Source organism: Synechococcus sp. R3-13 (assembly GCF_047462195.1).
Classification (GTDB): Bacteria; Cyanobacteriota; Cyanobacteriia; order Thermostichales; family Thermostichaceae; genus Thermostichus.
Genome location: NZ_JANSIO010000376.1, coordinates 1 through 7229, shown reverse-complemented (window position 1 = coordinate 7229; position 7229 = coordinate 1). Strand labels below are relative to the sequence as shown.

The window sequence follows — 7229 nt, the reverse complement described above, 5'->3', positions numbered from 1 at the left end:
TGGCGCGGAGCACTTTCCCTGCCAGCTTTTTTGAGTCCCCCTTTTTCTGGATTGCTCTCCGGCCATGCCTACCTTGACTCAACAGAAAATTCGTATCCGCCTGAAGGCTTACGATCATCGGCTGCTGGATACTTCCTGCGACAAAATCGTGGATACGGCTCGTCGTACCGACGCCGTACCTGTCGGCCCGATCCCTTTGCCTACGCGGCGCAGAATCTACTGTGTGCTGCGCTCCCCCCACACCGACAAGGACTCGCGGGAACATTTTGAAACCCGCACCCACCGGCGCATTATCGACATCTATTCCCCCTCTTCCAAAACCATCGATGCTCTCATGAAGCTGGATCTGCCGGCAGGGGTAGATATCGAGGTGAAGCTGTGATGGACCTGCAGGGATCCCCCGCTTTCGCAGTCATTTCGTAGAGCTTGGATGAGGGCAGCAGCGGGTGACAACATCGGTTGATCTGGTCGATCGCGATAGTGGTGCAGACCCCTCTCAGGGGTTGGCAACTCCAGGAGCGGCCCAATCCCTCATCCCGGTTTTGGTGGTGGGGGCCTTGGGCAAAATGGGGCGAGAGGTGGTGCGAGCCGTTGCCCAGACGCCCGACATGAGGTTGGTGGGGGCGGTGGCCCGCTCGCAATTGGGCTTGGACATTGGCGAGGTGCTGGGCCTGGGCTCCCTGGGGGTGGAGATTACCGATGACTTGTCGGGGCAGTTGCTGAGGTTGTCGCAGCGGAGCAGCCGCGGCGTAATGGTGGACTTTACCCATCCTCGGTCGGCCTTTGAACATGTTCGCTCGGCCATTGCCTTTGGCGTACGCCCGGTGGTGGGGACGACGGGCCTGACGCTGGAGCAGGTGGAGCGGCTGCGGGATCTGGCGGACAAGTCGGGTGTGGGCTGTTTGATCGCGCCCAATTTTGCCATCGGCATGATTTTGCTGCAGCAGATGGCCCTGCAGGCGGCCCAGTATTTTGACCACGTTGAGATCATCGAGCTGCACCACAACCGCAAAGCGGATGCCCCCAGCGGCACGGCTCTACAGACAGCACAACGGCTGGGACAATTGGGCAAAACCTTTAACCCGCCCGTTCGCGACAGCGGGACGGAGTCCTCAGTGGAAGAAAAAGAGCTGATCCCCGGTGCGCGGGGAGGGATCCCCGGCCCCAACATCCCCATTCACAGCGTTCGTCTGCCGGGGTTGATTGCCCACCAGGAGGTCATCTTTGGTGGGATGGGGCAAACCCTCACGTTGAGACACGACACCACGGATCGGATAGCTTTTATGCCGGGAGTGATCCTGGGGATCCGCAAGGTGCTGCAGCTCAAAGGTTTGGTCTACGGGCTGGAGCAAGTGTTGAGCTAGCCGGTCAGGGGAGGGATCCCGGCCTCATCCAGGATGCGGGGGATGAGGTGCTCGGCTTTGACGGCCATCAGATGCACCCCATGGCAGATCTGGCGGGCCTGACGCACCTGTTCGGCGGCAATGCGGATCCCTTCTTCGAGGGGGTGGGCGGCGTTGGCCAGCCGCCGGATGATCCCGTCTGGGATCTGCACCCCTGGCAGGTTGCGGTTGATAAACTCGGCATTTTTGGCCGATTTGAGCAAAAAGATGCCGGCCAAAATGGGCTTGCCGGCGGGACGGCCCAACTTATCCATGAAGCGCTCCAGTTGCTCAAAGTCGGTAACCATCTGGCTCTGGAAAAATTGGGCCCCGTTTTCCAGCTTGCGGTGGAAGCGCCGCTCCAGGCCGGAAAAGCTGCCCGATTGGGGTTCTACCGCTGCCCCCGGCAACAGATGCGTGCCCCCATCCGGGAGAGGTTTGCCGTTGCAATCTAGGCCGTTGTTCAGCCGTTGGATAAGCTGCAGCAGGCGCACCGATTCCAGATCGAACACGGCGCGGGCATCGGGGCAATCGCCGATGTGGATGGGGTCCCCGGTGAGGGCCAACACATTGCGCAGGCCGAGAGCTGAGGCCCCCAACAGATCCCCCTGAAGGGCCAGGCGGTTGCGATCCCGACAGGCCAACTGCAGGATCGGTTCAACGCCTGCCTGATGCAACAGCACCGAGGCCGCCAACGGGCTCATGCGGGCCATGGCTCGGTTGGAGTCCGTGATGTTGATGGCATGCACCCGCCCCTTGAGCTGCTGGGCCAAAGACAGCAGGGTGCTGGTGTCGGATCCCTTGGGGGGGGTGATCTCGGCGGTGAGCAGAAATTCCCCCCGCTCGATGGCCTGGGCGAAGCGGGACAGGGGAGGTGATGAGGGGATCAGGGCCACAATTTCGGCAGAAAGGGTAAAACGGCTGGCTTATTATCGACTTTTCCGGGAGGTTTTTCCAGACAGGGCGCCCTTTCTCAGAGCTTGGGCGAGGGAAGGGGGCTGGGCGGGGGCTGCACCCGCATTTCCCCCAGCCATATCTGGGGATCCCCCTGTTGCAGATGCTGCCGCCAATCCTGTGCTGCTGCAGTAGGGATCCCGTCCGGGCTTAAAGTCCAGCTCCAGCCGATCACCTGAGGCCAGCGCTGCGCCTCCAGACCTTCCAGCAGCGGTTGAGAGGCTTCCGAGCCCAGGGCTGGCCCGCGGATCACCACAGGCACTTCCGGGTTGAGGGCCTCAAGGCGGCGGTACAGCGGTTCAAAAGCGGCGGGATCCCCCGTTACCTGTAGGCTCAGCCAGTCCATCCCAGGGAAGTTAGCCCAGGCGGACACGGCCTCTGCATCTTCTCCGTCCAGCTCCACCACCCAGAGCAAATTGGCCGGGGACTCCGTCCCGCTAACGCGAACAGAGCGCAGGGTTTGCATCAGGTGTTGGTAAGCCTGTTGTTGCAGCGAGGACTCCGTCCCACCAAAGGGCTCCCCACCGCTACCGCGAGCGCGTTCGGGATCCCCGTCGCCAACAACGACGGCCAGGATGATGGGGGTGGCAAAGCGCTGGATCCCGCGGGCCCAAGAGCGCAAGGTCTCATCGTGATCCCCATTGGCCAAGGCAGAAAGTTGGGCTGGATCTAGCCGCAGGCGCAGGTAGGGGACTGAGCCGCTTTCCCGCAGGCGACTGGCCAACTGCTGTGGAAAGTCCTGGCGGGGATCCCAGAGGTGATCCACGGCTGCCCAGGCGGGGGGTTGACCAATGGCCTGGCGGTAGGACAAGAGCTGATCCCAAGTGGGAATGCCCGGCCAAGCAGCCCCGTGATATAGCCGGCCCGGAGGCGGCGGCAGCGGCCTACCCCGTTGAAAGGGGGCGGAATCGGGTGGAATTGGCGAGGTGAGAACAACCTCCAGCCGCAGCGGCGGCAAGACCTCACCGGCAGGGGGATGCGGCAGGGAGAAAGGGAGGATCCAACTGCGCTCCTGGAACTGGCCTCGGATGATCTGCTGAGGGTGAAAGTCCTGGGGAGGTGGCAGCGGTTCCAGCGGGTCTTCCCCCCAGAAAGCCCGTTGGATTACCAAGCGCACCCCTGCGCCGGGGTGGATCAGAGGCGTGGTGGTATCCAGGTGAAAGCTGCCGCTGAGCGTGATAGCAGCACGGAGTCCTGGACGGCTGGAAATCTCATGGGGCTGCACTCGAAAGGAGAAGGTGAGCTGATCAGGGCGATAGGTGCCCAGAGCGCGGGAAGGGGGAGTGGGGGGCGGGGATCCCGGCTGCCATCGGAGGCTCTCGCAGTCGGTGCAGGGGAGAATGGCCTGCGGATGGAGCGAAACGGGAGCCTCGCGGGCGGATTGCAGTTGCTCAGCAGTGATGACAAAACTGGCCCAAAGGTGTTTCAGACGGGGCTCCCGACCAGGCTGAATATCGGAAAAGGATCGGCCTTCGGGAGTGGCCGTCCGCGTGCCGGCAGCCGTGCCGTCCAGAGGCACCGTGGAAACTGGGTCGCCAGCACAGCCCCCCAAAAAAACGACCGACAAGATCAGGGGCAGCGCCCAGCAGATTAAGGGTTTGAGTTTGCAGTTGGATGGCTGCCTCTGGGAGCCCTGGATCATGGCTTCACCTCAATACACCACTCCTGCCCGGCTACCGAAGGGAGTCGATGCCGCTCTCGTCTTGTGGACGTTGCGGTTCCCGACGGGGCACCAACGCAAACGGCCAGCAAGATCCCTTTCCCTCCGGTTGCTAGAGGGATCTTCCCCCAAAGGCCGGCTCCCCAGGTCTGATCCCGATCACACCCTTGGCCGCAGCGGAGCCGGCACTGTCCGGACCAAATGCAAGCCATGAAACGCCGGCCTACCCCTGTGGCACTGCCGCCGCTTCCGGGTAGATGACCAACATCCCCTCGTAGAGGATTTGGCCGGGCTGCAACTCCAAGCGGTCGATGTGCACGCCGGGATCCAACTGAATGGGGAAATCGGCCAGGCCGGGGATGGGGATCTCTTGGCCTTCGCTCACCCAAAGGGGATTGACCAGCCGCAACCGGTTGGGGCCTTGGGCTTCTAGGCCGGTCAGCACCGTCACCGGCGCTTCCACCCCTTCCGGAGTGGTCAGGTTAGCCTGGATGCGCAGCCGACCCTGTTCCAGCGTGACCTGAGGCTGGCGGATGAGAAAGGGCACCACTTGGCCCCCAACGGGCAACTGCACCTGGGCCTGAGCCAGTTGGGCTTGGATGAGGGGAGCCTGAAGGGTGCGGTTCAGGTCTTCCTCGGTAAGGCGCAAGCTCACCTGCACCGGCACAGGGGCCAATAGCCGCAGTGGGCTCCGTCCTTGGATGGCTTCGCCCACATTGAGGCGAATATCCTGGCCCTGCAGCCGCAGATGACTGATCTGAAAGCCTTGATAGCTGAGGTTGTCTCCCGACACCTGGGCCTGAGGGATCTGCCCATTCAAAATCTGGGCGTCAGAGCCGACAATTTGCACTTGCAGGTTATCGACCCTCTGCACCTCAGAACGGATCCAAGCCGCCACCAAAGGGCTGAGAAGGGATCCGGCAATCTGGGCAAATCCGGGGGGCCAAGGCCAAAACATGGTGGGTAGGCTGAGCAGCAGAGCAAACCCCAGCCGCTGCCCCGCTTGCGAGAGCCGTTGGCGGCGACAGGTTGCCGATTGGGTTTGGAGAGGAGACGGATCTGGAGCAGGCCGATGGCAAGACGTGAGCAGCACTGGATACCTCAGGAGCAACGACAAGCGATGGTTTCCACCCAAACTACAACCAGACTAGGGCAGGACTTCTCTGCCGAACAGAGGGATCCCCCGCATACTTGGAGAGGCTATCCATCCGTCAACTGCCACCAAAGATACCCCAGCCGCAGGTAGTGAAGCCGTAACCAGGGCAAAGGGAAAGCGCGGGGCGGCTGGCGAAACAGAGCGCTCATCTGGGAAGGGATCCCGGCAATCTCCTGGGCCAGCATTTTGCCCGCCCACACTGCTGTGGCCACACCGCTGCCGTGATAGGCCAAGCCGTACCACAGGCTGGGATCCGCCGGCGAAGGGCCAATATGGGGGTGAAACTGCCGAGAAAGGCAGACCAGTCCATTCCAGGCATACTCGATCTCCACCCCTTCCCAAGCAGGGAAAAGACGATAGAGCTGTCGGGTCATCCAAGCGCGCAACTGCCGTCGCTCCGTCGGGGTATCGCGGGTGCCGCCCCGCCCCCCAAACAGCAAACGCCCATCCGGCAGCAGACGGTAATAGAACAGCAGCCGCCGCATGTCGTAGAGCGGCGTCGGATCCCACCACCCTTGCGCTTTCTGCTCCTGAGGCGTCAGAGGTCGGGTGACCAGGATGTTGGACAGTGCCGGCAGCAGGGATCCCGCCAGTTGGGGATACAGGGCCTCTGGGGTGTAGCCATTGGTGGCAATGACCAAGTGCCGAGCGCGCACCGTTCCTCCCGGCGTGTGACAGATGTGTTGGGATCCCACCTTTTCCCAGGCCGTGACCGGACTGCCGCTGTACAGCTTCGCCCCCCACCGGTGGGCCGCTTGGGCCAGTCCTTGGGTGAGCTTGAGGGGGTTGAGGCCAAACCCCACCCCGATGTGCAAAGCGCCGTGGTTCTCTTGGCTGTTGAAGCCGCGTTCCCGCAGCTCTTTGGGGTTGAGGAGCTGGGCCGGGTAGCCCGCCACCTGAGTACAGATCTGGTACTCGGCCTCTAACTCCGACCATGCCTGTGGACGATGGGCCACTGCGTAGCAGCCCTGTCCCTGGGCCTCTAGGGAGAAGCCCTCGCTGGCCGCCAGCTCCCGAACGGTTTCCACCGCCTGCCATTGATCCCGGTAGTAGCGCTCTGTCTCTGCCAGGCCCACCCGCCGCACCATCTGGGTGTGGGTAAGGTGGCTCGCCCCCACCCCGCAAAAGCCGCCATTGCGCCCCGAGGCCCCCCAACCCAGGGATCCCGCCTCCAGCAGACAAGCATGGATGCCGTGGTCGCGGGCCAGGTGCAAGGCCGTCGATAGCCCCGTCAATCCTCCCCCCACAATGACCACCTCCGCGCTCACCTGCTCCTGCAAAGGTGCCGGATGCCGCCAGCCGGGATCTGCTATCGTGCTGTCCCAGTAGCTGCCGACCGGACAGGCAGGATCATAGGTGCTGGCAGGATAAAGGGCCTTTCTCATACGAGCAATGGGAAGAACATCTTGCTGGGCAACGCCGAAGTGCTCGGTACCGCTGAGGCGACCGGTCGAAGAACAATTTTTGAAGGGGATCCCCTTACTCCTGGGCAACGCTGTCGCAACCGGCAGCAGCGGCCTCCATATCGGCAGGGGTATTGCAGTCCAGGAAGATCTCAGGAGTGTAGAGCTCCACCTCCTGTACCCGCCTGCCCAGATCCTGCAACAACCGGCGCAGGCCCAGGGTTTCTTCTCGGAGATCCAACAGCTTTTCCCGCAAGCGCCTGTCGATCAGGGTAGGGTGCCCCCGTCGCCCTCGATGCACCGGCACAGTAGCCCAAGCGCGATGGCGCAGATGGTACTCCAGCAAGCTGTGGTAGATCCACGCCGGGCGGGGCTGATCCACCGCCGAAATGGCCAGCACCTGAAAATCGGCAGGGATCCCTTCCACCCCTACCCGAATGGAGTGGGTCTTGCCCAGCTCAGGAGCCGGATTGACCAGCACCTCTGCCCCTGCCAAGTGGGGTTGGGCTGCCGCCAGATGCTGGGATCCCAGCACCACCCAGGGTTGAAACCCCGCCTGTCGCCACTGAAAAATCTGGTAAGAGAGCAGGGTTTGCCCGTCTTTCCAGGGCAGAAAGGCTTTCGGCTCTCCCATCCGCGTGGAAAACCCAGCCGCCAAGATCAGCGCATGCAGC

General features: G+C 62.7%; 7 protein-coding genes. 2 read left to right on the top strand and 5 right to left on the bottom strand.

The genetic code is table 11. From position 1 onward, the window contains the following. Nucleotides 1-64 precede the first annotated feature (64 nt). Together rpsJ and dapB are read left to right on the top strand one after the other, a co-directional pair. Nucleotides 65-382: a 30S ribosomal protein S10 gene (gene rpsJ, locus NW856_RS11295; RefSeq protein ID WP_414328725.1), complete on the top strand. Its 318-nt coding sequence runs from the start codon at nt 65-67 to the stop codon at nt 380-382. A 121-nt stretch (nt 383-503) separates the two neighbouring features. Continuing rightward, a complete protein-coding gene (gene dapB, locus NW856_RS11290; protein ID WP_414400329.1) occupies nt 504-1364 on the top strand; it encodes a 4-hydroxy-tetrahydrodipicolinate reductase in 861 nt (286 codons plus the stop codon). Here the strand turns inward: dapB and NW856_RS11285 are convergent. From NW856_RS11285 to NW856_RS11265, 5 genes are all read right to left on the bottom strand, one after another. Then, on the bottom strand, nt 1361-2278 hold the full coding sequence (locus NW856_RS11285) for a methylenetetrahydrofolate reductase (protein ID WP_414400327.1): 918 nt from the start codon (nt 2276-2278) through the stop codon (nt 1361-1363). The two genes, dapB and NW856_RS11285, sit on opposite strands and share 4 nt — an antisense overlap. Before the next feature lie 77 nt (nt 2279-2355). Next, on the bottom strand, nt 2356-3903 hold the full coding sequence (locus NW856_RS11280) for a hypothetical protein (RefSeq protein WP_414400325.1): 1548 nt from the start codon (nt 3901-3903) through the stop codon (nt 2356-2358). Nucleotides 3904-4219: 316 nt separating this feature from the next. Continuing rightward, nucleotides 4220-5089 (bottom strand): DUF2993 domain-containing protein, encoded by an 870-nt coding sequence (locus NW856_RS11275; RefSeq protein ID WP_414400323.1) that lies wholly within the window; start codon nt 5087-5089, stop codon nt 4220-4222. 107 nt (nt 5090-5196) lie between these two features. Beyond that, nucleotides 5197-6645, bottom strand: coding sequence for an NAD(P)/FAD-dependent oxidoreductase (locus NW856_RS11270; RefSeq protein ID WP_414400321.1), 1449 nt, complete (start codon nt 6643-6645; stop codon nt 5197-5199). After that, the coding region (locus NW856_RS11265; RefSeq protein WP_414400319.1) for a nucleotidyltransferase family protein at nt 6632-7229 on the bottom strand (598 nt) is incomplete at its 5' end. The genes NW856_RS11270 and NW856_RS11265, both read right to left, overlap by 14 nt.

Coding starts and splice junctions, on each gene's coding strand:
- rpsJ (WP_414328725.1), top strand. CDS start 65: ATGCCTACCTTGACTCAACAGAAAATTCGTATCCGCCTGAAGGCTTAC.